A 21,042-nucleotide genomic window follows, 5' to 3' on the forward strand; every position below is an offset into this window, starting at 1 on the left:
CGAACAGCATGCCGAGCAGTTCACCAACCCGTCGTCGACGATCCCGATCGGCTCCGCCCGGGACGACAGCCGAGCACACCAGGCTGTCCGACCAACAGCCGACTGCCCGGGGGAAACTGATGACGACCGAAGACCAGCCCGAATCCCGCCCAGGCCAAGGCCTCGAACGCAGATCTCTGCTCGGCGGCGGCATCGCCGCGGCCATGTCGATTGCCGGGTTACCGACGGCCGCCGCCCGCCCCGACGGTCCGATCCGCGCCGCCGTACTGGAGTACGCCGACCAGTGGACCCGCGGAACCGGACTGGCAACGCTGCTGCGTCGGGCCGGCGTACAGGTCGTCCCGTTCGACCTCGGCCTGCCCGCCACACGCCAGCAGCTCGATGGTCAGCGGGTCGACCTGATCGCCTTCGGCAGCTTCACGAACAATGACGCCACCTACACCGCCTACGTGACCGAGGAGCTGGAGTCACTGCGTGACTTCGCCGCCCGCGGCGGTGTGGTCCTCGAGCTCGCCCAGTCCGACCAGTTCGGCGCGCTCGTGCGGTACCTACCGGAGGGCATGAGCGCCCGGCGCGCGGATCCGGATCACGACACGATCTATCCCACCGCGCCGGATCACCCGTTGCTGCAAGGCCTTCGGACGACAGGTGGCCGACTGTTCACCGGCCGAGCCGCCACGATCCGGACCAGCTGGAAAACCCTGGTCGCGGCTGTCTCGATGCGGATCCTGATGGGCGCCGCCCCCAACGGCCTCCCGCCTTGCCTGCTGGAAGGCGCGCACGGCCGCGGCCGGTTCCTGATCAGCAGCCTGACAGTGGACAAGGTGTACGACGAGGCCGGCTCCACGATGATCCAGCCCGCCGAGGCGGTCGCCGACAGCGCCGCCTTCTTCGCCAACCTCGAGCAGTACGTCAGGTTGGTCCGGTCCGGCGGCGCACCGGCGGTCGTCCCGACCCCGATTCCGACCGAGCGGGCCACTGGACCGCTGGTAGGACACGTCGGCACCGACAGTGCCCGGATCTGGATCCGTCCGGGCGCCGACCACCAGCCTCTGGGCAGGTGGCAGTGCGTTGTCAGCGATCCAGCAGGCCGGACCACGGTCGCCACCGCCCGGACAGCGGTCGAGAACGACCACACCGTCGTGTTCGACCTCTGGGGACTGCGAGCCGGTACGGCGTACACGCTGGCGGTGACGCCGCTGCGATTCGAAGGCGACTTCCAGCCCTTGACCGGCAGCTTCCGAACGGCGCCGGCGCCAGGACGCCCGGCAGTGGTGACGATGGGACTCGGCTCCTGCGCCCCTTCGGAACCCAACACGGTCTGGGACAGAATCGCCTCCGAGGGGTGCGACAGCTTCGTCATGCTGGGCGACACGCCGTACGTCGACTCCTCCGACCTTGAAGTTGCCCGGAGCAAGCATCGCGCCTTCCTCCAGGTCCCTGAGCTGGCGCGGCTGATCAGCACCCGGCCGATCTGGGGAACGTGGGACGACCATGACTTCGGCGGCAACGACAAGCACGGCGACTTCGCGGGTAAACGCAACACCCGTAGAGCCTTCGTCGACTACCGCGCCAACCCGACGTTCGGCCACAACTCCGCCGGCGCGCAGTTGACGGAGCGATCGGAGGGCAACGGCGTCTACACCTCCTTCCGGCGCGGTCCGATCGAGGTCTTTCTGCTGGATCCACGCTGGTTCAGCCGGACCGAGCCCAGCTGGGCGGACCCCTCGCAGCCGACCTGCCTGGGCGCCGTCCAGTGGGGATGGCTGCGGGACCGGCTGCGGCGCAGTACCGCGACCTTCAAAGCGATCGCCACCGGCATGATCTGGGACGACAAGCAGAACAGCGAGAAGGACGACTGGGGCACGTACGCCCACGAACGGGACGCGATCTTCGACTTCATCCGCGACGAGAACATCCCGGGCTGCTTCCTGGTCGGCGGCGACATCCACGTTTCCCGGGCGCTGAACTACGGTGACAGGGTGGGCTACGACCTCTGGCAGTACATCGTCAGCCCACTGCACGGCAGCACGATCCCGAGTCTGAACGTGCCGCACCCGAACCTGGTGCACAGTGCGGTCGAGCCGCACGTGTTCCTCAAGCTGGTCGCCGACACCACAGTCAGCCCGGCGACGCTCACCGCGACCTGGATCAATCGCGAAGGCCGCCGCATCTTCGAGGTCCGCCGGACCGCAGACGCGATGGGACACGCCAGCTGACCCCACTGAGGGCCGCCGCGCGGCGGCCCTCAGTGGGAGCCATGCACGAGGCGGACCGTCGGCCAGCGTCCGGTCGTGTCTGCCAGGACGAGATGAGCCACGTACCCCTCCCCCAGGACGCCGCGATCGGTCAATCCAGCGACGGCGGCCGGACCACTCGTCACCAGCCGCACGGCCGCCGGTAGCTCCATCGTCCCGGCCCGTACCAACTCCATTGCTGCCGGCAACAAGGCGGACGGCAGATAGTCGCAGGTCAGAGCGTCGACCAGTCCTGCCTCGACCAGTTCACCGGCGGAGACGTTCCCGGCATGGGATCCCCCTCGCAGCACGTTCACCGCGCCGGCGACCACCAGCAAACCACGCTCACGGGCTGCCTCAGCTGCCGCGCGAGTGGTCGGAAACTCAGCGACCGCAGCGCTGCCGGCCACAAGCTGATCCACATCGGAGCGGGTGGCCGGATCGTGCCCGACCAAACGGATCTGTCCGGCCGACGCCATCGCGGCCAACCAGTCCAACGTCTCCGTCCGTTGGTCCAGCCGCTGATCGCGGTCGCTCCGCAACGAGGCGACGTGCGCGGCGGCCGCTTCTCCCGTCAATCCCTCGGCTTCGACCAGCCACCGCTCCATCACCGTCGGATCGGCGTACTGGCCCTGGCCCGGCGTGTGATCCTCGTACGAGACCAGCGGTACGACATCCCCCGGCAACGAAGCCAGCCGCGCCCTCAGACGTCGAACGCCGCCGGAACAGCGAACATCGAGCCGGTGCAGCACCCGGTGATCGACCTGGTGGCTTTCGTGTGCCCTCAGCACGTCGTAGAGGTCGTCGTCGCTCGGTGAGTCGATCGGCATCCCCACCGCGGAACGGTCCTGGAAGGCGATCCCGTGGAACGCCGTCGTGATGCCTGCCGCAACGAGTTTCTGCTCGACCGACCGAAGTGCGAAGCCCGCCGGCAGAGAGGATCCCGGCCGCGGCCGGAACTCCCGCGCGAGAGCGTCGCTGTGCACATCGACGAGACCCGGCAGGCACAGCAGGCCCTGGCCGTCGAGATCGGCCCGGAAGCCGGGCGGATGCGGAGCGACCTCCGCGATCCGGCCGTCGCGCACCACCAGGCGGGCGTCGTCGACGACCCGGTCCGGTAGCACGGCACGCACGTGCCCGAGGACGTAATCGGACGGGACACGGACGGACCAGGTCATGGCGCTCACAGTCGTGCGGACAACTGAGCAGCAGGTGAACACCGAGTTCACCCGGCGTTCAACCCTTCGGACGTCGCCATTCCGGCTCTGCGCCAACGATCGACCCAGTGACCGACGACGAGAGGCGAAGCATGATCGAGCTGGTGTGTTTGGACATGGCCGGAACGACGGTGGCCGACGACGGGACTGTGATCGCTGCGTTCCGGTCCGCGATCGAGGCGGCAGGACTGGCCGACGGATCGGCGGAACACAGCAGCGCGCTCGACTTCGCGGCGGAAACGATGGGTCAGTCGAAGATCGAGGTGTTCACGGCCATCTTCGATGGCGACGCAACCCGCGCGGCGGCGGCGAACACGGCCTTCGAGGCCTCGTACGCCGAGGGGCTGGTGGCCGGCGCGAGCGCGGTTCCGGGCGCCGAGGAGGCGATCCGGCGGATGCGCGACCGTGGTACTCGGGTGGCGCTCACCACCGGATTCTCCGCGCGGACCCGAGACGCTCTGCTGGCCGCTCTCGGCTGGCAGGAACTCTGCGACCTGGTGCTCTCCCCCGGTGATGCCGGCCGAGGCCGCCCGTACCCCGACATGGTCCTCACCGCGGTCCTGCGACTCGGCATCGACGATGTCCGCTCGGTCGCCGTCGCCGGCGACACCACCAGCGATCTGCTGGCCGGCAGCCGAGCCGGTGCGGGAATCGTCGCCGGTGTCCTCACCGGCGCCCACCGCGAGACGGACTTCGCGACCGTCCCGCACACCCACGTACTGCCCTCCGTCGTCGAGCTGGACCAGTTGCTGGCCGCCGACGCGGACACCCGAACCGCGGCCTGACCGCACTCACCGGAGGTACTCCCATGCGTTCCATCCGCCCGAAGACCATCGCCGCTACGCTCGCCCTCCTGCTGCTGGCCGCCGGCTGCGGTAGCGACGGCGAGGACGCGGCCGCCACCGTCCAGGGCTTCCCGAAAACCCTCGTGCTGGGCGCCGTCCCCGCGGAGAACTCGACCGACCTGCGCGCCGGCTACGACCCGCTGATCAAGCTGCTCGAAAAGGAGACCGGGGCGAAGGTCGAACTGAGCCAGGCCACCGACTACGCCGGCGTCGTGGAAGGCATGATCGCCGGCAAGGTCGACCTGGCCTTCCTCGGCCCCTTCGCCTACGTCATCGCGACCGCCAACGGCGCGAAGATCCAGCCGCTCGGCGCGGTGATTCCGGCCAAGGGACAGCCTGCCGGGTACCGCTCGTACGGGCTCACCAAGGCCGGCAACAGCACCGTGAACTCGCTGGCCGATTTCAAAGGCAGATCGGTCTGCTTCGTCGACCCCGGCTCGACGTCCGGCTTCCTGTACCCGTCCGCCGGACTCATCGAGGCGGGCGTGATCACCTCTTCGCGGGAGAAGGATCTGACGGCAGGCCTCAAGCCCGTGTACGCCGGCGGGCACGACGCGTCCGCGCTTGCCGTGAAGAACGGCGGATGCGAGGCAGGGTTCGCAATGCAGTCGATGGTGGACACCACGCTGCCGGGCAAGGGCGAACTGAAGGCCGAGGACCTGAAGAAGGTCTGGACCTCGGAGACCATCGCAGGATCGCTGTTCGTGGGCCGGCAGGATCTCGGCGCCGATCAGATCAGCCGCCTGACCAGCCTGCTCACCGAGAAGGCGAACGCCGACTACCTCAAGGGTCAGGGGATGTGCGACGGCGACTGTCTGCTCACCGACGAAGACGCCTGGGGAGTCGTCGCTGCCAAGGACGCCGACTACGCCGGGGTCCGTCAGGTCTGCGCCGTTACCAAGTCGGACAAATGCAAGAGCTGACCAGGCCGGCCGAAACCGTGGTGGCCACCCGATCGCTGCGCAAGCAGTTCGGTGACACCACCGCGTTGGCCGGGGTCGATCTCGACGTACGGCGTGGCGAACTGGTGGTGCTGCTCGGTCTGTCCGGCTCGGGTAAGTCGACGCTCCTGCGGTGCCTCAACGGCCTGCACGACGTCACGTCCGGTGAGATCACCGTGCTCGGCCGGCGAGTCGACACCGCCCGCTCCGCCGAGCTCCGCCGCCTGCGGACCGAGATCGGCTTCGTCTTCCAGCAGTTCAACCTGGTCGGCCGGCTGAGCTGTCTGGAGAACGTGCTGACCGGCGCGCTCGGCCGCGTCACCGGTCCGCGGTACGGCGTACTGAGCTGGTCGAAAGCGCTGAGACGCGATGCGCTGGACCACCTCGACCGGGTCGGATTGGCGGATCGGGCGTTCCAGCGAGCAGACACGCTGTCCGGCGGTCAGCAGCAACGAGTCGCCATCGCCCGCACTCTGATGCAGAAGCCGACGCTGCTGCTGGCCGACGAACCGGTCGCTTCACTCGACCCCGAGAACTCGCAGGTCGTCATGGACCTGTTGTTGCGGGTCTGTCGCGAAGACGACCTGACCGTCGTCTGCACCCTTCACCAGGTCGACCTGGCCCTCGGCTGGGCCGGTCGTCTGGTGGGCCTGCGGCAAGGCGTCAAGGTGCTCGACCGACCCACTGCCGGGCTCGGCCGCGACGAGGTGATGGACGTGTACCGTCGCGTCGATCCGGACGCCGCATGACCAGCACACCGCCCGATCTCGCCCTGGCGCCGAAGGTCCGGGCGATACCCGATGGCCGGACCGCGATCCGTCCACCGATCGACCGGCGACGGGTGCTGCTGGCGGCGGTCGCGATAGCTGCCGCGGTCGTGACCGGCTGGAGCACGGTTCGGCTCGAGTTCACCCCCAGCGCGCTGATCGAAGGCGCGGACGACGTCCAGAACCTGATCGAGCGGATGTTGCCGGTTCGGCTGGACGATCCGGCACGCATCTTCGAACTCGCGGGCGAGACCCTGCTGATCGCGTTGCTCGGCACGGTGCTGTCCGTGCTGTTGTCCGTGCCGCTGGCGTTCCTTGCCGCGAGCAACACCACTCCGCACCGCGCCGTGTACGCCGTCGCGCGCGGAGCCATCACCTTCTGCCGCGCCGTACCCGATCTGGTGTTCGCAGTGTTGCTGGTCCGCGCGATGGGGATCGGAGTCCTGCCCGGTGTCCTGGCCCTCGCGCTGCATTCGGTCGGAATGGTGGCCAAGCTGTTCGCGGACGCGATCGAGCGGGTCGACCCAGGGCCTCGCGAAGCCGTCCGCAGTACGGGCGCGGGCCGGCTGCGGGAGTTGGTCGGGGGCGTCCTCCCCCAGGTTGTGCCTTCCTGGATCTCGACGTTCGTCTACCGGGTCGACATCAACTTGAGAACCTCCGTCGTGCTCGGCTTCGTCGGCGCCGGCGGCATCGGATTCGCTCTGCAGGACGCCCTTCGCGGCCTGGTGTACGACAAGGCGCTGGGCATCGTGCTGGTCATCCTGGCCATCATCGCCGCCATGGAGCTGCTCTCCATCTGGGTCCGGCGACTACTACTGCAGCCGGGAACCGGCAAGCTCACGCCGGCCGGCAAGTCGAGTCCACCCTGGACCCGTGATCGAGTTGCGCGGCTCGGTCTCAACGGCGTCGTACTCGCCGCCGTGATCCTGTCGTTCCCTGTACTGCGAATCGATCCTGTCGCTCTGCTGACGTCTCCGGCCGCGCTGGTCGATGTGGCGGGCCGGCTCTTCCCGCCGGACTTCACCCTGGTCGGCGACCGGCTTGCCGCCGCGGTGATCGAGACCGTTGCCATCGGCGTACTTTCCACCGCGATCGGTATCCTGCTGTCGGTGCCGCTCGGATTGCTTGCCGCCCGCAACATTGCGCCGCATCCGGCGGTCTATTGGTCCGCCCGGGCCGTGGTGCTGGCGATCCGGGCGATTCCGGAGCTGATCCTGGCGGTCGTCTTCGTCGCCGCGATCGGGCTGGGACCGACCGCCGGGGTCTGCGCACTGGCGATCGGCTCGGTCGGGTTCCTCGGCAAACTGCTGGCCGACGCCGCCGAGGAGATCGCCGACGGCCCGCGAGAGGCGATCCGTGCCGCCGGTGGCGGCTGGTGGCAGGAACTGTTCTCCGCGGTCTTGCCGCAGGTCCTGCCGGCAATGGTCGGATCCGGCCTCTACCTGCTGGACGTGAACATCCGGATGTCCACGATCCTGGGCATCGTCGGCGCGGGGGGTGTCGGGTTCCTGCTCTTCGAGGCCGTTCGCACGCTGAACTTCCCGTTCGCCGGCGCGATCGTGCTGATCATCTTCGTCGTCGTCTACGTGATCGAGAGGTTGTCCGGATGGATCCGGTCGCAGGTGCAGTGAGAACCGCCCGAGCCCAGGTCTGGCGCGGGCACGGAACGGTCGAGATCGCCGAGGTGCCGTTGCCGACGCCAGGCTTCGGCGAGGTACTTGTCGCTGTCCGGCTGGCCACTGTGTGCGGCTCCGACCTGCACACCGTGCTCGGTCATCGAACATCCCCGTGCCCTGGTGTTCTCGGCCACGAGGCCGTCGGCGACGTCATAGCCGTGGGACCAGGTACGCCGCAGTACCTGAACGGTTCACCAATCAGAACTGGCGACAGAATCGTGTGGGGCGTCACCGTCGCCTGCCGAAGCTGCGACCGCTGCCGAGCCGGGCGTACGGCGAAGTGCCGCAGCGTGCGGAAGGTCGGACACGAGCCATTCGATGGCACCTGGGCGCTGTCCGGCTCCTACGCCTCACACATCCTGCTAGCGGCCGGCGCTGCCGCAGTTAAACTTCCCCACGGCCTTGTTGATGCGGTCGCGGCGCCTGCAGCATGTGCCACCGCCACAGTGATGGCAGCAGCCGAAGCAGCAGGCCCGTTGACCGGACAGCGGGTTGTGGTGAGTGGCGCGGGCATGCTCGGACTCACCGCGGCTGCCCTGGCCTCGGAGGCGGACGCCGACGAGGTGATCATCATTGATCCCGACACCGACCGCCGGCAGTCCGCGCTGGCCTTCGGTGCTACGCGGGTCGCCTCCCCTACCGATGCCGGCCTCGCCGAGATCGACGTCGCATTCGAACTGTCGGGGGCAGCCACTGCGGTCGAGTGTTTGCTCGGAGCACTCGCCATCGGTGGCCGACTGGTACTGGCGGGCTCGGTCTCCCCCGGTCCGCGTGTTGCCTTCGATCCCGAACAGTTGGTACGCCGCTGGGCAACCGTCACCGGCGTACACAACTACGAACCGCGGCATCTGCAGCAGGCGATCGACTTTCTCCACCGCACCAGCGCCGTACGACCTTGGGCCTCACTGGTCGCTGACCCGCTGCCGCTCGAGGCGCTGAACGAACTACTCGTCGCCCGCGATGGCGGCCCGCCAAGGACTGCCGTCAAGCCTTGAAGGGCGGAGTACCTTCCCGGGCAGAACTCTCGATCACAACCCGGACCGTGTCCGCACGCATCCAGCGTTGAGTGAAGCAGAGCATTCGGCCCGAGTTGGCGTCGAAGTTGAGGCTCTCCACCAGCCACGCCCAGTCACCGGCCCGGCAACCGAGTTCCATCGCCACCGTGGCATCCACCGCCTCCATACCGGCACGCGACCACGCCCGCGCCGGAACAGCACCCGCGATGTCGCGCAGGATGGTATCCAGCGACTCCACCAATCGAACCGCGACCGGCAGGTCGGCCACCACATCCGTCGGCACCCACTCCGCTCCCCAGGCCGCGGGCACATCGTTGGTGAAGGAACGCCTTCGCAGCAGATGCGCCGACGTACCGTGCGACCGATTCAGCAGGTCCGCGATCGGGTCCGGCAATGTCACTGGCTCGCAGGAGCGGACAACCGTCCGCGGCACAGCACCGGACTCCCGGATCGCCCGCGACCACGACGGCGGCAACTGCGGTGAGATGAGATAATCGATCCGCTCCGCCTTGAAAGTCCCGACTCCGTGCACCCGACGGATCAGCATCCGATGCTGCAAATCCAGCAAGGCAGCCCTCGCCGCAGCCCGCCCGACACCGAACCGCTCAGCAATCTCCATCTCGGTCTCGAGCCGCGACCCCGGCGGCAACCGCTCGATGTCCACAGCCAGCCGATCCGCGATCTCACGAAACTTGGCGTTCGGCACCGGCCCATTTTCGCAGACCTCGACCGAACGCCCGATGAAACGAACAAGACGTTCGCCTGAAGACTCACCGAACACCGGTACTTGGTGTTCACCCGGAGGCTGCCCGGACCAGGAATACCACGGGGGTTCGATCGATCCTCACAATCCATCCAGAAGCCTACGAGCAGGGCGCGATCGTCGCTTGGCGTGATCGGCTCGCCAGCAATAGGTGCGCGACAGCAAGATCCGCTGCGGTCACCAACTGTCGTCTCACGGTGGGCCCGCATCCGGTCGCCGTTCAGCGACCGCTCGAGGAGGTGGCCGAGTTCGTTGCCGACGGCCACGAGCTGGCCCCGGGGGTGTTCGTTATGGCGACGCCGGGTCATACGCCGGCACACTGCAGCTTGAAGAATCCGTTCAGAGATCGCTGCTTGTTGCCGGCCCGCTTTCCGGCAGAGGCTGAGGTCAGCAGGACCTCGTCAGATTGACTGTCCCACGAGAGGAACTGACATGCCGATGATCACGGTGCAGCTGTTCGCCGGCCGGAACGCCGAACAGAAGGTGGCGCTGGCCGAGCGGCTGACGGATGCCTTCCTAGAGACCTGCGGCCGCCCGGACCAGCCGCAGGAATCGGTCTGGGTAGTGATCGACGAGGTGGCGCGGGAGCACTGGGCCGTCGGTGGCCGACTCGGGGCGGCGACAGGCGATGAGTCGGTAGCAGAGAGCGCGATGAGAAATGAACACGCCCGACGTCGACTGCCGGCCGTAACGTGAACATGTCCCGAGCCGGTGGTGAGCTGGCTCGGGACATGTTCGAGGGAGGGGTCAGGTTGGGGGTGGTGCAGCCTCCTTACGGATCATTTGAGGGGTTAGTACGGGAAGATGAACCAGTAGAAGGTGGCGGATGCCGAGGCGCCCGAGCTGTCGGTGACCTTGACTGCCGGGCGGTAGTTGGCGGCGACGGTCGGGGTTCCGCTGATCAGACCGGTGGACTGGTTGATGGACAGTCCGGCCGGCAGCCCGGTGGCGGTGAAGCGGTTCCCGCCGGTGCCGCCGGATGCCTTGAGTTGCAGGCTGACCGGACGGCCCTTGACCGAGGTCTGGACGTTGGGGTTGGTCAGCGAGAGGGTGGTCGATCCTCCGCTGGTGACGGTCAGCTTGTACGTCGTCTGCCGGGTCACCGTGTCGCGGGCGCCGTTCACGGTGACGGTGTAGTCGCCGGCCGGGGTGGTGGCCGACGTGGTGATCGTCAGCTGTGACGATCCGCCGACGCTCACCTTGGCCGGACTGAAGGCCGCTGTCGCGCCGCTGGGCAGTCCGCTGGCCGAGAGAGTGACGTCGCCGGTCGGCTCGGGGCCGGTCTGGCCCAGCTGCTCGAGCAGTTCAGTCTTGTAGGTCGAGACCCGAGAGTAGACCGAGTACCAGTTGCAGGCGTTGTCCATCCAGGAGAAGACACCGACAATGGTGTTCCCGACCATGAACGGGCCGCCCGAGTCACCGGGGCAGGTTCCCATGCGGCCGTCGGAGAAGCCGGTGCAGAGCATCAGGTTCGGCTTGTAGGTGCCGGTGTACCGCTCGTTGCAGCCGCTGTCGGGCGCGACCGGAATGGTTGCCTTACGCAACACGTCGCTGAAGGTGTTCTGCCCGGTCTTGCCCCAGCCGAGCACCAGGCCGTTGGTACCGACCGTTTCCTTGCTGGTGTCGGTCGCGATGGTCGGGTACACCATCCCGGCCGGTACCGGTACGTCACGATCCAGTTGGACGACCGCGACGTCGTACCCGCCCTGGTAGTTGACGTGCTTGGGGTGGACCCAGGACGACTTGATCTCCGCGGTGAAGCCGGAGTCGGTGAGCTTGGTCGCGCCGTACACGAACCACTTGCGACCCGGCTTCTCGACCAAGCAGTGGGCCGCGAGCAGGACGGTGCGCGGGCCCATCAGGCTGGCGCTGCAGGACTGCTGTCCCGGGAACGACGAGCCTTCGCGCCGCATGGAGATCATGAACGGGTACTCCGCGACGGTGGTCGGCGTACCGCCGACGACCCCGGGACCGGAGCCCGGTCCGGCACTGCTCTCCTCCCGCATCGCGGTCTTCGACTCACCGGTGTTCGCCGGCGAGACGCTCGTGGCGGTCGCCCGCACGGTGGTGGTGATCGAGTTGCCGGCCGATACCGTTCCGGAAGACGGGTCGGTGCTCAGCGAGAAGTCGTCGGGGACGTCGCCGTTGACGGTGAGCCCGACGCTCGTCGTACGGGTCACCGCGCCGGTGCCGGTGACGGTGACTGTTGCCCGGCTCGGGCTGGCCGAGGCCGCGGCGGTGAGGGTGAGCCGCGACGAGTTGCCGGCGGTGACCGATGCCGGGTCGAATGTTGCGGTGACGCCGGACGGTAGGCCGCTGGCGGACAGTTGCACGGTCTGTGCTGCGCCGCGGGTCACTGTGGTCGCGATGGTGGTGGTCACCGAGCTACCGGGGTCAACGCTGACCGCGGTGGGGTTGGCGGCCATCGAGAAGTCGTCACTGGCCGGTGGGCTGTTCGGCACATACAGGAGCTTGTTCGGGGAGCCCGACGGGATTCCCGACATCTTGCCGGTGCTGGCGTTGTCCATCACCCACTGGTGCAACTGGGCCGGCGTGCTGCTCGGCGCGTCGTGCAGCCGCAGGGCCATCGCCCCGGCGACGTGCGGCGCCGCCATCGACGTACCGCTCAGATTCCCGTACGCCGAGTCGCTGCCGCGGAAGGCCGAGCTGATCCCGGATCCGGGCGCCCACAGGTCCATGCAGCTGCCGGCGTTGGAGTCGCCGGCGCGAGTGTCGCTGCTGGTCGCGTTGGCAACCGTCAGGGCTTCGGTCATCTGACCGCCAGGGCCGTAACTGCAGGCGTTGCCGCTGTTGTTGCCGGTGATCAGTGCCCATTGCACGCCGGCGGCGATCGATCCGCGGATCGCGTTCACCGCGATGTCCGGGTCGCCGGTGTACACGCTCAGGTTCGCCACGGCCGGCTTGACGGCGTTCTTCGCGAGCCACTCGGCGGCCTCGGCCACGACGATGTCCTCGCCTTGTCCGTCGCAGCCGAGGACCCGGACCGAGACCAGGTTCGCTTTCTTCGCCACGCCCCGGGTGCTGCCGGCGACGATGCCGGCCACGTGGGTGCCGTGGTTGTTGCAGTCGTTGCCACCGTTCGGGGTGGCGAACAGGTCGACGCCGAGCTTGGCCCGGCCTTCGAACTCCTGGTGGCTGTAGCGGATGCCGGTGTCGACGATGTACGCCGTCACACCGGCGCCGTCGTTGGGATAGGTGTACTTGCTGTCCACTGGCCGGTCCCGCTGGTCGATGCGGTCCAGGCCCCAGTTCTGCGGGTTGTTCTGGGTGCCGCCCGGCCCGTTGGCGGTGCCGATCCGGGCCGTTCCACTCTGCCGGACCTCGGCGACATCGGGGTGGGCCGCGAGCCGGCGAGCCTGCTGCTCGGACAGATCGCGGACCACGAAGCCGCGCATCGTCTTGGTGAAGACGGTGCCCAGCCGTCCGTCGTACCGACTGGCCATGGCACTGGCCGCCTTCTCGGTCGCTGTGGCCGACGCGACCGCTTGGCGGTTCGGTGCCAGCGTGACCAGGTAGGTCCCGGCGACCGGCTTCTCGGCGACGCTGACGACGTGGCCTTCGGGCTCTGGCGCGGCCGACCCGGCCGTTGCCGTCGCCGCGGTGACGGCGAACGCTGCCAGCGCCGCAACCATGAATGGTGCGGTTCTTCGTAACAGGCGCATGCGTGCTACCTCCTAGGGGCGGGCAGGGCCCCGGCCTTCGCCGGCGCCCAGGGAACAGCAGGAAGGTAGCGACGCCAGTCCACTGGGTGACGGGAATTGCCCGGTTCCCCATCGAATGCCTCGGCGGCCGCGTTCGCGCAGGTCAGCGGGGGTTTCTGTTCACAGTTTTACCTGGTATTGGCGCCAGTGTTGACGGCGCGACGTCACCACATCCAGCGGACGCCGACCGTTCCCGCCTGCACTTGCGGGACGACCAGGGAGGTTGTGCCCGAGCCGCCGAGCCACAGGTCCTCGATGTGCCGGTCGTTGTCGTCGGCGCCGGATCGATCGTAGCGGCGTACCCAGGCGGGTTGCCGGCCGACGAACCTGAGTTGCAGGGTGTAGAGCGCGCCCGGCCGGGTGAACCGCCGGTAGAAGTTGTCCATCGGTTCACTGACCGGCAACCGTAGTTCGTACTCGACGACGGCACGCTCGCCGGCCATCAGCGGCCGGTCGAAGAGGAACTCGGCGACGAACTGGCGGGAGGCCAGGTCGCAACGGACCCTGCCGCGGCGCGCGAACGCCACCCCGACCAGCTCCGGCACCAGGTTCTTCGGGTCGTCGACGATCTCGTGGTAGACCATGCACCGGTCGACCCGATCGGTCAGCGCCTCGGCGACCAGCCGGACGCGTTGCCGCCGTACGTCGCTGTCCTCGTCCACGACCAGCAGATCGCTGATGCTCAGGAAGGCGAGCTGCCCGTCGGGCGGTGCATGCATGGCCGCGAGCAGCGACTCGGACGACGGCCACAACTTCCACCGGTCCACCGCACCCGCTGGGTGCCCGACCCAGCGGCCTCTTGGCCGGCGGGCACCGAGCAGGGAGAGTAGCGCTGACGAGGGCAAGCCGAGAATCTCCTCCAAGCTGGCCACGGCCTTCAGGGACTCATTGCGCTCGGGGCGCCTACGACCGTTGCGCCAGTACGACAACGCCGTCCGGCTCACCGAGACGCCGTCGGCCGCCAGCCGCTCGCACAACGCCTCCAGCGACAGGCCGGACGCCGCGATCGCCGAGTCGAGCGCGGCCTCGAACGGCCCGGTCCGCAACAGCCGTGCCAACTCCCGGTTACTTCGCGTCACCGTCATGCGCCCATAGTCACGCCATAGCCCGGCTACGTCCAGTCATCGGCCGTCAGTTGACAGGCTGCGCGCAAGGACCAAGCCCGGTTGCTTGCTGATGGCAACGACCGTCAGTGTGGTTCGGTGGCACCGGGGCGCATGACTCGCTTGACGTAGGTCGCCAGGTCACGGACCTCGACCGTGAGTTGCGTGTTCGACCCTGCCGCAGGATCGAGATACTCGCCCAGCGTCGCAAGGGTCAAGTCGCCGAGACGCGACTTGGTGTCCTGGTCACGGCCAGGCAGGATCGCCAGCTCCACATGAATCATCGCCTCGCCGTCGCCGCCGTCAGCGATGACACCTTCGTCGATCGGACGGAAGCGAGTCTTGAATCCTGGGATCGCGCTGTCGATCAGTTCCGCGGCAGCGCGGTGCAGCGCCAAGGCGAAGGCGCGTCGATCGAACGCGCCGGACAAGGACTCCGAGTACTCCACGGTGATGTGCGGCATGCCACTCATTATCGGGACGTGCAGCCGGACTCCCCGTCGTCGGGAGCCCGGCTGATCACAGCGGGGAGGATTAGGGCTGGGCGACGGGGAAGAGCGCAGCCAACCCGTGGACCGACTCGACGCCGTAGTTGACGCCACCCACTGGCACCTTGCCCTCAGTTGCAGCGAGGACCTCGGCCACCACCGACGGTCCCAGTCCTCCGCACAGCTCGATGGTCTGTGCGCCGGCGGCCACCAGTTCCTTGGCAACTCCCGCTGCCAGAGCAGGGTCCGGAACCGGCACGATGGTGGTGGTCAGACCTCCGACGCTGATGACGGCCCGGTCACGGACAGGGTCCTCCTCGCCGAGGCCCAGGTAGATGAAGGCCCAGTTGCTGAACGACATGCGATCTCTCCTCACTGACGGATAGCTTGATGCCAAGCTAACTTGCTTGATGCCAAGGTAAACTGTGAAGAGTGCAGAAAGATTCCGTGGACCGGATGGTCGAAGCATGGGCAGGCACCCAACCCGATCTGGATGTCGGCGTTCTGGAGGTAGTCGGACTGATTCGCCGGACTCCTGACGCCGAGGACGGGCAAGCGATCCGTGTCCACTGGCGTCCGCCGCCGCAGCCTGGCGAAACGGTCGCTGACGAAGGTTCTTGCCGTTGACGAAGAGTTCCTCTCCCCGTTGACCACTGGGCAACGTCGTCAGATTGCCGTGCTGCTACGTCAGCTCTTGACCCGCACCGAGGATCGCACTCGACAGCCAAGCCGGGCTTCTCGACTGTGCTCGTCCTGACATGCCGCCGTTCGTCAAGTTCGTTCTGCGGCTGCTTCCGGCGGCGCCTGGCATTGCGGTGGCTGCGCGGAAATATTTGTCTGTCTACTTCACGACGATGTCGATTTCTGGACGCCACTTTCGCCTATGGTGGGCGGCCCGGCGTAGGGAGGTAGCTGTGATTAGTTCCAGTCAGACGACCGTGGTCCGTCCACTGACCCGAACTCATCTGTCCTCGTTGCTTGGCGTGGTCGATGCCGACGCGCTGCCTGGTCAACCGCCCTGCCGTCCTGGCGCGCTGCGCGCCGCAACCGAACTGGGGGCCGCAAGTTCGCGAGCGGGTACTGCACTGGGACAAGCCGGGACAGTCCAGGATTGGCAGACGCTGGTTGCCATCAGCGAGGAGGTACTAGGGGCAGTCTGCTTCGGGCGCAGCGACGATGGAAGAACTGGGACGATCAGCTGGTTACATGCCCGCGAGGAGCCCGCCGTCGTCACTGACCTCCTGGATCAGGCGATCAAACACCTCTCCGGCTGCAAGGTAATCGAGGCGTTCAGTGCCAGCGGCATCGGGCCGCTGATAGCCGGACTCCCGGATGACCGCGAGGCGACACGGGAGGCCTTGACGCAGCGGGGTCTCAAGGGGAAGCAGGCCGGTCGTTTCTTGTACCGTGCGCTGCAAAGTCCACCACCCGCCGGCGATTCTTGTACGGTGCAGGTGGCTTCCCGCGGCAACCAACGTCAGTTGAGCATCGCCGGGCCGATGGGCAACAAGATAGCGAGCGCCACGATCTCGGTTCCAGCGCCAGGACACGGTGTCGTGGACTGGATCGAGGTTCATCCCGCTTATCGCGGGCATGGAGTGGGCGGACGCCTCCTCAAGGCGTGTCTCCGGTTGATGTACCACCTCGGCGTGCGACACGTGATCGGGCAGCTTGACGATCACAACCTCGATGCCGACAACGGGCACGGCCGGATCGGCGCTCATATCGTCAGCTCCAGGGCCGGCTTCGTCACGGCCGCCCAACTGACGACCTACAGAAGTGGCTAGGCTGCCGGTATGGGCTACCTGCTTTGAGCCGGTCGGGCTGTCGGAGACTGACAACGGAGTGTTCTTGGCCGTGGTGAACGCGTCATAGGCCACCCCTGCGGAACTGGTTGTTCAGCTGGGAACTTCCGCCTCGGGCGTCCGGCGAGCGCTTGTGGGTTGCCCAATCGCGACCGGTGCCTGTTGACGCTGATGTCTGCCGGTATGAAAGATCGTGTGATCGCCGTGGTAGGCCGATGGAGGTGGGTCGGCCCTCAGTTACGGCAGCAGCAGTCGGAGGACGGCCTCGAATTGCGCGCTGGTCGATGGCTGGTCTGTTAGCAGGGCCTGGAGCATCAGCCCGTCGACCGTGGCGACCACTGTCTGGACCCGGACCGGATCATCGGTGTGGCGCCGCGCAAATTCCGCGACGGCGGTGAGCCAGCGATCGGTCGGGCCGCGGAGTCTTTCGTCACGTGCTGCCAGCAGGTACAGCTCGTACTCGGCCAGCAGTCGGCGGGGATCGCGGATGACCTCGGCCATCAGGTCCGCCAGCAGGCGAATGCTGTCCGCTCCGCCGTCAACGGCTTCGGCCAGTCGCCGCATCCGGTCGGCGTCCTCGTCCATGCAGCTGGTCAGGGCGGCCGTGAGGAGGTCATCGATGCCGTCGAAGTAGTACGCCGCCGCCGTTGCCGGCTGGCCGGCTTCCCGGGCGACGGTCCGATGACTTACTCCGGAGACACCGTCCTTGGCGACGACCCGCAGGGTCGCCTCGATCAACTCCTGCCGGCGACGCTCGCCCTTCAGCCTGCGTCCGTCGGTCAGCGGCTCGTTCAAGTCACACCCCCGATTCGGCTCTCGCGGGCGAGGATACGGGGCGTCCGCGTTCGTCAGCGCGTTGCAGCACCCGGTACCCCACGAGGACGAGCAGCACCATCGCCGATCCCGCGCCTATCGCGACCCAGAAGCCGGCGTCAGGCCCACCCTGATCCACCGCCGCGCCTGATCCCGCCGCGCCGACCGCGACGCCCAGGCTCAGCCCGGTGATCACCCACGTCATTCCTTCGGTCAGCCTCGCGGCCGGGACGATTCGTTCGACCAGGCTCATCACCACGATCATCGTGGGCGCGAAAAACAGTCCGGCGAAGAACAGTGCGACTGCCAGCCACGCGATACTGTCGACCAGCAGTAGCGGCAGGGTGGTCACCGCCGTGCCGATGGACCCAACCAGCAGCAACCGAGTCAGTGGCCAGTTCAGCCGCAGCCCGCCGAAGACCAGTCCGGCCATCGCGGATCCCAGCGCGTACACCGCGATCACGATTCCGGCCGACGTGCTGTGCCCCTCCGCGCCGGCTGCGGCCACACTGACCACATCGACGGTGCCGACGATCGTGCCGCCTGCGGTCAGGACAAGGACCAGTGCGACCAGAGCAGGTAACCGGATCGCCGAAGGAGAGGTTCGTTCCGAAGACGGCCGCACAACCGGCTCGGTCTCCCGTTGGCGAGTGAACAGGAGGACGCCGACCGCCAACAAGAGGGCTGCAACCAGTGGGCCTGCGGCTGGAAATACCGCTGTGCTCAGTGCGATCGACAGCGCTGGGCCGATGACGAAGGTCAGCTCATCGACCACGGACTCGAAGGAGAACGCTGCGTGCAGCCGCGGCGATCCTCGATAGATCTCGGACCAGCGCGCCCGAACCATCGCTGCCATGTTCGGCATCCATCCAGCCAAGGCAGCGAAGACGAACAACGTCCAGGCCGGTGCGTCATACCGGGCACACAGCAGCAGTGCGCCGAGCGAGGCCGCGCTGAGGCCGGCGGCAGGCAGCAGTATCCGGCTCTGCCCATGACGATCAACCAACCGCGACACCTGTGGCCCGAGCAGCGCTGACGAGGCGGTGAAAACCGCCGCGACAGAACCCGCCAGACCGAAGTCACCACGGAGCTCCGCGAGCATGGTGATGATCCCGATACCGGCCATCGGCTGCGCCATCCGCGCAGAAAAGCCGGTGGCGGCGAAGGCGACGGAACCCGGCGCGGCGAAGAGTTGACGGTAGGGATTGATCACGCCCCAGCACCTCTCGTCTGAGAAAATTGAACACTCGTTAGAGTTTCCCCCGGGCGGGCGGCGACGACAAGGGGACGTGATCTGAGTCACGACACCGTGCCCGCCGATCGTCCTGGTCCGGGTGGCGCGAATTTCTCCACTTCGAATAGACCTTGCTTTTGTGATTGATCACAAAGACAGCTGGAGATTTTTGCGTTGGCGTCTGAAGCGCTCGAACGAATTGACTGAAAGAATGCGGCTTGTTCCGCCCCAATTCTCCCGAAAGGTGTCTTCGCGTGCGAAGGTTATCCCTTGCGATAAGTGCGACTCTGATGGCTGCGCTGCTCGGCCTCATTGCCCTGCAGCCGGCCTGGACCGCCACCGCGACGTCCGCTCCCGCCCGGTACTACGAGCAGCCTGGACCGCATCAGGTGACCAAGGTCGCCGGTGGTCCGGACCACACGCTCTACTACCCCACAGGTATCGCTTCCAGCTCGGCTGTCTACCCTGTCGTCGTCTGGGGCAATGGCACCGGCGCCAGCGTTGACCAGTACGACGAATTCCTCAAGCACTTCGCCTCGTGGGGGATGGTCGTCGCCGCCGCGAACACGGGGCAGTCCGGGTCCGGTCGCGAGATGCTTGCCGGTGGCAAGTTTCTGATCGCCGAGAACAGCCGTCCGGGCAGCGTGTTCTACCGCAAGATCGACACCAGGAACATCGGTGCCGCAGGACACTCGCAGGGCGGCGGAGGAGCCATCGCCGCCGGCGCGGACGCGATGATCAAGGCAACCTTGCCCGTTCAGCCTGGTCCGCAGGGCTCGGTCCCGGCATTGCGGGGTCCCAGCCTGTTCATCGCCGGTCAGGTCGACGTGATCGTGCCGTCGTTCTACGTGAAGGGCCGCTATGCCTGGGCGCGGAACCACCCGGCCGTCTTCGCCGAACTGAAGGGTTCCGACCACTTCTTCCCGGGCGAGACCCGCATCCACGCAATCGGTGTCGGGACCGCCTGGTTCCGGTACCAGCTCGCCGGCGACACCCAGGCCAAGGCCGTGTTCTTCGGGCCGAGGTCGTCCGCGGAACTGTTCAACGATCCCGCCTGGTCCGCCGCCGACCGAAACCAGAAAGCCGACGCGATCCGCTGATCCGCAGTACCCAATGACGCGCGGGCCGCACACCACCAGGGTGCGGCCCGCGCTGCGTCCCCGGCACCCTGCGTATCGAACGCTAGCAAGAGTCTGCGAGGTACCGGTGCCAAAGGCACTCGTCCGGAGACCAAGGGTGGGCTGGGACGGTCTCTCGGTCTGGATTCAACATTTGTTTAACAGAATTGGCCGTCGAACTTGTCGTGTGGATTGAAAAGGTCTGGTCGCCCTGTCCGCACGCTTCGTAGTCTGCTAAAAACGCCCTGCATTTCCGCCCCGCTAGTTGGAGGAATTTGTGACCAGAGTCAGAAAATTGCCGCGTCGTGCGCTAGTCGCGCTCGCCGCCCTCGCCCTCACCGCATCAGCCGCCGTGGCGGCCGGATCGGCGGCCACCGCGGATTCCCAGGCAGCGGCCCCGCCGCTAGGCCAAGCGGTCGCTGCCGCAATGGTCGGTGCGCACGGGCAACAGGCCAAGGCGTACTTTCGTACCGACTACGTGCCGGCCCCGGTGGTCGAGCCGCAGCGGACCAACGGGCAGTGGGCGTTCGGCACCACCGTGATCCCAATCCCGGCCGACGCCCGCGAGCAGCACGGCACCCCGGAGAGCGCGATCTTCCTGGCCCGGTCCACCGGCAAGGGCTGGCAGGTAGCGTTCGACGGCACCGCCGAGTTCCGGACCATGGCCCGGCAGGCGCCGGATTCGGTCCTGTCGAAGGCCGAGAAGGACCTGTTCACCACGGAGGCGAAGGCTCTCGCGGAGAACACCGGGCTGGCTCTGCCCTGGAAGCAGGGCGCCACTTGGGGCTGGGGCGGTGGGCCGCACGGATACGGAGGCAACACCCGTCCGTTCAGCTCGATCGACTTCGGCGGTAACGGCCAAGTCCTGGCGGCGGCGCCCGGCCGGGTGTACAAATCCTGTCGCAGCGGCGACAGCGCGCTGGTGACTGTCGTCCACACCAACGGCTACCGCACGTCGTACTACCACATGAGCAACCTGACCACGCTGGCAGACGGCGCAGCAGTGCAGACCGGGACGTACCTCGGCACCGCCAGCACCCGGCTGCCCTGCGGTGGATCCGCCAACGGGGCCCATGTGCACTTCACCCTGTTGAACGGCAGCGGTAGCTACGTGGCCGTGAACGGCAAGACGATCGGCGGCTGGACCTTCTATGAGGGTGCGCAGGCCTACGGGGGTTACGCGAAGCGCGGCGGAACGATCTCGTACCCGGGGTCGGGCAGGTTGACCAACTACGGCATCAGCTGACCAACGTCCACGCGCGCCGTGCTGCCCGAATCGCACAGTCCCGTCACAAGG

General features: G+C 67.4%; 18 protein-coding genes. 10 read left to right on the plus strand and 8 right to left on the minus strand.

The features are described from left to right. The first annotated feature begins 119 nt into the window (after positions 1–119). Entirely contained in the window at positions 120–2,219 is a 2,100-nt protein-coding gene (locus OX958_RS31155; RefSeq protein WP_270133706.1) for an alkaline phosphatase D family protein, read from the plus strand. 29 nt (positions 2,220–2,248) lie between these two features. Here OX958_RS31155 and OX958_RS31160 read toward each other — a convergent pair whose 3' ends face one another. Then, the gene (locus tag OX958_RS31160) at positions 2,249–3,415 is read right to left on the minus strand and encodes an alpha-D-ribose 1-methylphosphonate 5-triphosphate diphosphatase (RefSeq protein WP_270133707.1); all 1,167 of its coding nucleotides are present in this window, start codon (positions 3,413–3,415) and stop codon (positions 2,249–2,251) included. Between the two features lie 107 nt (positions 3,416–3,522). Here OX958_RS31160 and OX958_RS31165 point away from each other — a divergent pair, with 107 nt between their 5' ends. From OX958_RS31165 to OX958_RS31185, 5 genes are read left to right on the plus strand one after another with little or no spacing between them, the layout of a single operon-like run. After that, positions 3,523–4,239: a phosphonatase-like hydrolase gene (locus tag OX958_RS31165; RefSeq protein ID WP_270133708.1), complete on the plus strand. Its 717-nt coding sequence runs from the start codon at positions 3,523–3,525 to the stop codon at positions 4,237–4,239. Between the two features lie 23 nt (positions 4,240–4,262). Then, positions 4,263–5,222, plus strand: a complete 960-nt coding sequence (locus tag OX958_RS31170) for a phosphate/phosphite/phosphonate ABC transporter substrate-binding protein (RefSeq protein WP_270133710.1) — start codon at positions 4,263–4,265, stop codon at positions 5,220–5,222. After that, positions 5,210–5,989 carry a phosphonate ABC transporter ATP-binding protein gene (gene phnC / locus OX958_RS31175; RefSeq protein ID WP_270133711.1) on the plus strand — a complete coding sequence of 260 codons (780 nt, stop codon included), beginning with the start codon at positions 5,210–5,212 and terminating at the stop codon, positions 5,987–5,989. Before OX958_RS31170 ends, phnC begins: the two co-directional genes overlap by 13 nt. Then, positions 5,986–7,638, plus strand: coding sequence for a phosphonate ABC transporter, permease protein PhnE (phnE, locus tag OX958_RS31180; RefSeq protein WP_270133712.1), 1,653 nt, complete (start codon positions 5,986–5,988; stop codon positions 7,636–7,638). The genes phnC and phnE overlap by 4 nt, the downstream gene beginning before the upstream one ends. Further along, on the plus strand, positions 7,635–8,678 hold the full coding sequence (locus tag OX958_RS31185) for a zinc-binding dehydrogenase (protein ID WP_270133713.1): 1,044 nt from the start codon (positions 7,635–7,637) through the stop codon (positions 8,676–8,678). The genes phnE and OX958_RS31185 overlap by 4 nt, the downstream gene beginning before the upstream one ends. On the opposite strand, the gene OX958_RS31190 is transcribed toward OX958_RS31185, so the two are convergent. Next, a complete protein-coding gene (locus OX958_RS31190; RefSeq protein WP_270133715.1) occupies positions 8,668–9,405 on the minus strand; it encodes a GntR family transcriptional regulator in 738 nt (245 codons plus the stop codon). The two genes, OX958_RS31185 and OX958_RS31190, sit on opposite strands and share 11 nt — an antisense overlap. Positions 9,406–9,894: 489 nt before the next feature. Between OX958_RS31190 and OX958_RS31195 the strand changes: the two genes are divergently transcribed. After that, on the plus strand, positions 9,895–10,158 hold the full coding sequence (locus tag OX958_RS31195; protein WP_270133717.1) for a 2-hydroxymuconate tautomerase: 264 nt from the start codon (positions 9,895–9,897) through the stop codon (positions 10,156–10,158). A gap of 95 nt (positions 10,159–10,253) precedes the next feature. On the opposite strand, the gene OX958_RS31200 is transcribed toward OX958_RS31195, so the two are convergent. From OX958_RS31200 to OX958_RS31215, 4 genes are all read right to left on the minus strand, one after another. Next, positions 10,254–13,115: a trypsin-like serine protease gene (locus OX958_RS31200; RefSeq protein WP_270133719.1), complete on the minus strand. Its 2,862-nt coding sequence runs from the start codon at positions 13,113–13,115 to the stop codon at positions 10,254–10,256. Positions 13,116–13,348: 233 nt separating this feature from the next. Then, positions 13,349–14,269 carry an XRE family transcriptional regulator gene (locus OX958_RS31205; RefSeq protein ID WP_270133720.1) on the minus strand — a complete coding sequence of 307 codons (921 nt, stop codon included), beginning with the start codon at positions 14,267–14,269 and terminating at the stop codon, positions 13,349–13,351. Between the two features lie 104 nt (positions 14,270–14,373). Further along, positions 14,374–14,751 carry a 5-carboxymethyl-2-hydroxymuconate Delta-isomerase gene (locus OX958_RS31210; RefSeq protein WP_270133721.1) on the minus strand — a complete coding sequence of 126 codons (378 nt, stop codon included), beginning with the start codon at positions 14,749–14,751 and terminating at the stop codon, positions 14,374–14,376. A gap of 70 nt (positions 14,752–14,821) precedes the next feature. Further along, positions 14,822–15,136, minus strand: a complete 315-nt coding sequence (locus tag OX958_RS31215; RefSeq protein ID WP_270133722.1) for a DUF6506 family protein — start codon at positions 15,134–15,136, stop codon at positions 14,822–14,824. Positions 15,137–16,274: 1,138 nt separating this feature from the next. Here OX958_RS31215 and OX958_RS35435 point away from each other — a divergent pair. Then, positions 16,275–16,562, plus strand: coding sequence for a GNAT family N-acetyltransferase (locus OX958_RS35435; RefSeq protein WP_442913299.1), 288 nt, complete (start codon positions 16,275–16,277; stop codon positions 16,560–16,562). A 255-nt stretch (positions 16,563–16,817) separates the two neighbouring features. On the opposite strand, the gene OX958_RS31225 is transcribed toward OX958_RS35435, so the two are convergent. Continuing rightward, positions 16,818–17,375 (minus strand): TetR/AcrR family transcriptional regulator, encoded by a 558-nt coding sequence (locus OX958_RS31225; protein WP_270133724.1) that lies wholly within the window; start codon positions 17,373–17,375, stop codon positions 16,818–16,820. A gap of 1 nt (position 17,376) precedes the next feature. Then, positions 17,377–18,606: an MFS transporter gene (locus tag OX958_RS31230; protein WP_270133726.1), complete on the minus strand. Its 1,230-nt coding sequence runs from the start codon at positions 18,604–18,606 to the stop codon at positions 17,377–17,379. Between the two features lie 311 nt (positions 18,607–18,917). Between OX958_RS31230 and OX958_RS31235 the strand changes: the two genes are divergently transcribed. Both OX958_RS31235 and OX958_RS31240 read left to right on the plus strand, forming a co-directional pair. Next, positions 18,918–19,727, plus strand: coding sequence for a poly(ethylene terephthalate) hydrolase family protein (locus tag OX958_RS31235; RefSeq protein ID WP_270133727.1), 810 nt, complete (start codon positions 18,918–18,920; stop codon positions 19,725–19,727). Between the two features lie 313 nt (positions 19,728–20,040). After that, positions 20,041–20,991 carry a M23 family metallopeptidase gene (locus OX958_RS31240; RefSeq protein ID WP_270133729.1) on the plus strand — a complete coding sequence of 317 codons (951 nt, stop codon included), beginning with the start codon at positions 20,041–20,043 and terminating at the stop codon, positions 20,989–20,991. Positions 20,992–21,042 lie beyond the last annotated feature (51 nt).

It is taken from the genome of Kribbella sp. CA-293567 (assembly GCF_027627575.1).
Lineage (GTDB): Bacteria > Actinomycetota > Actinomycetes > Propionibacteriales > Kribbellaceae > Kribbella.

What these genes read in the sequence shown, in the direction of transcription:
- OX958_RS31155 (WP_270133706.1), top strand. Translation starts at nt 120, where the DNA reads ATGACGACCGAAGACCAGCCCGAATCCCGCCCAGGCCAAGGCCTCGAA.
- OX958_RS31160 (WP_270133707.1), bottom strand. Translation starts at nt 3,415, where the DNA reads ATGACCTGGTCCGTCCGTGTCCCGTCCGATTACGTCCTCGGGCACGTG.
- OX958_RS31170 (WP_270133710.1), top strand. Translation starts at nt 4,263, where the DNA reads ATGCGTTCCATCCGCCCGAAGACCATCGCCGCTACGCTCGCCCTCCTG.
- phnC (WP_270133711.1), top strand. Translation starts at nt 5,210, where the DNA reads ATGCAAGAGCTGACCAGGCCGGCCGAAACCGTGGTGGCCACCCGATCG.
- phnE (WP_270133712.1), top strand. Translation starts at nt 5,986, where the DNA reads ATGACCAGCACACCGCCCGATCTCGCCCTGGCGCCGAAGGTCCGGGCG.
- OX958_RS31195 (WP_270133717.1), top strand. Translation starts at nt 9,895, where the DNA reads ATGCCGATGATCACGGTGCAGCTGTTCGCCGGCCGGAACGCCGAACAG.
- OX958_RS31200 (WP_270133719.1), bottom strand. Translation starts at nt 13,115, where the DNA reads ATGGTTGCGGCGCTGGCAGCGTTCGCCGTCACCGCGGCGACGGCAACG.
- OX958_RS31205 (WP_270133720.1), bottom strand. Translation starts at nt 14,269, where the DNA reads ATGACGGTGACGCGAAGTAACCGGGAGTTGGCACGGCTGTTGCGGACC.
- OX958_RS31210 (WP_270133721.1), bottom strand. Translation starts at nt 14,751, where the DNA reads ATGCCGCACATCACCGTGGAGTACTCGGAGTCCTTGTCCGGCGCGTTC.
- OX958_RS31215 (WP_270133722.1), bottom strand. Translation starts at nt 15,136, where the DNA reads ATGTCGTTCAGCAACTGGGCCTTCATCTACCTGGGCCTCGGCGAGGAG.
- OX958_RS35435 (WP_442913299.1), top strand. Translation starts at nt 16,275, where the DNA reads ATGGGCAACAAGATAGCGAGCGCCACGATCTCGGTTCCAGCGCCAGGA.
- OX958_RS31235 (WP_270133727.1), top strand. Translation starts at nt 18,918, where the DNA reads ATGGCTGCGCTGCTCGGCCTCATTGCCCTGCAGCCGGCCTGGACCGCC.